This is a genomic window from Neisseria sp. P0008.S002, assembly GCF_051962805.1.
Taxonomy (GTDB): domain Bacteria; phylum Pseudomonadota; class Gammaproteobacteria; order Burkholderiales; family Neisseriaceae; genus Neisseria; species Neisseria perflava.
The window spans coordinates 1-261 of sequence record NZ_JBQCUY010000029.1 but is presented as its reverse complement, the minus strand read 5'-3'; the positions used below and the strand labels follow the sequence as shown (position 1 = coordinate 261).

The 261-nt window shown below is 54.4% G+C and carries 1 rRNA gene; it reads left to right on the top strand.

What is annotated here, in order from left to right:
• Positions 1 to 261, top strand: a 16S ribosomal RNA gene (locus ACTHSA_RS10855); the annotation flags it as partial.

Below are 261 nucleotides of genomic sequence, written 5' to 3'. Positions count from 1 at the left end.
GATTTACTGGGCGTAAAGAGCGCGCAGGCGGTCTTGTAAGTCGAGTGTGAAAGCCCCTGGCTCAACCAGGGAGGGTCATTCGATACTGCTTGACTCGAAGGCAGGAGAGGGAAGTGGAATTCCGGGTGTAGTGGTGAAATGCGTAGATATCCGGAGGAACACCAGTGGCGAAGGCGACTTTCTGGCCTGTTCTTGACGCTGAGGCGCGAAAGCTAGGGGAGCAAACGGGATTAGATACCCGAGTAGTCCTGTCTCTTATAC